Annotated in this window: 3 protein-coding genes and 1 pseudogene; all 4 read left to right on the top strand. The window is 58.8% G+C overall.

Annotated features, from left to right (window positions below):
• A pseudogene (locus AB5758_RS09640) lies at positions 1–174 on the top strand (SIS domain-containing protein); the annotation flags it as partial.
• A 46-nt stretch (positions 175–220) separates the two neighbouring features.
• The gene (locus AB5758_RS09645; protein ID WP_035137739.1) at positions 221–640 is read left to right on the top strand and encodes a PTS sugar transporter subunit IIA; all 420 of its coding nucleotides are present in this window, start codon (positions 221–223) and stop codon (positions 638–640) included.
• A gap of 57 nt (positions 641–697) precedes the next feature.
• The gene (locus tag AB5758_RS09650; protein ID WP_238057630.1) at positions 698–1,180 is read left to right on the top strand and encodes a PTS sugar transporter subunit IIB; all 483 of its coding nucleotides are present in this window, start codon (positions 698–700) and stop codon (positions 1,178–1,180) included.
• 58 nt (positions 1,181–1,238) lie between these two features.
• Positions 1,239–1,849, top strand: a 611-nt coding sequence (locus AB5758_RS09655) for a PTS mannose/fructose/sorbose/N-acetylgalactosamine transporter subunit IIC (RefSeq protein WP_368155543.1), incomplete at its 3' end; no start/stop codon positions are given.

The following is a 1,849-nucleotide window of genomic DNA, read 5'->3' on the forward strand; positions in this document are numbered from 1 at the left end:
AACATCATCGACACCGCCGAGTTCGCGATCCCCGGCCTTGACGACGAGTTCCGCGTCATCGTGTCTCCGTGGATTCTGACGGTGCTCGTTACCGACCGCCTGGCTCGCTACTACGAGACGGTCACCAAGCACAACCTCAAGTATCGTCGCTACTATCACCAGTTCGACTACTAAAGAAAACGGGTGCGGGAACGTGCCGGGCTATTGAGAGGAACACAGAATGAGACAGTACATCATCGCCAGCCATGCGCACTTCGCTACCGGCATCAAGGAGAGCGTCGAGCTGCTCTCGGGCGCTCGCGACAACGTCCACGATCTTTCGATGTTCGTCGATGGCCGCATGGACGTGGCCGAGGAGGCCCAAAAACTGCTGGCAGGCATGTCTGCTGACGATGATGTCGTTGTCTGCACCGACCTCTTTGGCGGCAGCGTCAACAACGAGTTTACCAAGATCGTCCAGACGCGTCCCCGCACGTACCTCGTTACCAACATGAACCTTCCTCTCCTCATCCAGTTGCTGTTCTCTGACGAGTCGGCGCCGGTTGAGGAGACGATTCGCGCCATCGTCGCTGCGGACGATACGCGCGTGAAGTTTGTCAACGATCTTTTGGTCGATGACGACGAGGAAGAAGAGTTCTAATCCGCAGCACCTACTGACACGCCGTAAGACGGCACAAGACCTTTGGGGGGTCACATTATGATTCAGCTACTTCGCGTTGACCATCGCCTGCTTCATGGCCAGGTCGCAGTTTCCTGGGTTCAGGGCCTTGGCTCCAACTGCATCTTCTGCGTGGGCGATAAGGTCGCTAACGACCCGGTGTGGAAGACGACGCTCAAGATGGGCAAGCCTGCCGGCTGCAAGCTCGTCATCAAAGATATGGAGCATGCAATCGAAGCTATCAACTCGGGCGTGACCGACAAGTACAAGATGATCATCTGTGTCGCCACTATTGCTGAGGCAAAGCAGCTTGTTGAGGGCTGCCCGCAGATCAAGTCGGTCAACCTGGGCAACACCAAGCCCAAGGACGAGAAGCGTCCCGATGCTCGTCAGGTCTCTCATCAGATCTTCCTGACCGCGGCCGAGGAAGCCGATGTGCGCGAGATGCTGGATCGTGGCGTTGAGGTCGAGATTCGACCCCTGGCCGATGACCCCAAGGTTGACTGCGCCAGCGTGCTCTAGGCGTTCAATTTCGAAGAGTCTGAGCTCTTCGTAGTGTCCTATTAGGAAAGGGGGATATATGCTTACCCAAGCAATCCTCATCGGACTTATCGCCGCATTTGGTAAGTTCGACTTCCAGCTCGGTACGCTCTATGCGTTCCGCCCCATCGTCCTGTGCCCGCTCGTGGGCCTGGTGCTGGGGGACCTGCAGTCCGGCCTCGCGATCGGCGCCAGCCTGGAGCTGCTGTTCATGGGCTCGATCTCCATCGGCGCCTACGTGCCGCCTGATGAGACGATCGGCGGCGTGCTCGCCTGCGCCTTCGCTATCCAGCTGGGCCAGAGCACCGAGGCAGCCATCGCGCTTGCCATGCCCATCGCCACGCTGTGCCTTGCCATCAAGAACATCCTCAACGCCGCCCTGCCGATCCTGGTTGACCGCGCTGATGTCTTCTCCGGCCGGGGCAACCTTAAGGGTGTCTATGCGATGCACTTCCTGATCGGTTTGACCGGTATCATCATGGCGTTCCTGCTGTGCTCGCTGTCGTTCTATCTGGGTGCTGACGCCATCCAGGGCATGCTCGACTTCATCCCGCCCTTTGTCCTTGCTGGCTTTGGCGTTGCCGCCAACATCCTGCCTGCCATGGGCTTCGCCATGCTCGGCCGCCTGGTGCTCACCAAGCAGCTCGTGCC

This window comes from Collinsella aerofaciens (assembly GCF_040926405.1).
Classification (GTDB): Bacteria; Actinomycetota; Coriobacteriia; order Coriobacteriales; family Coriobacteriaceae; genus Collinsella.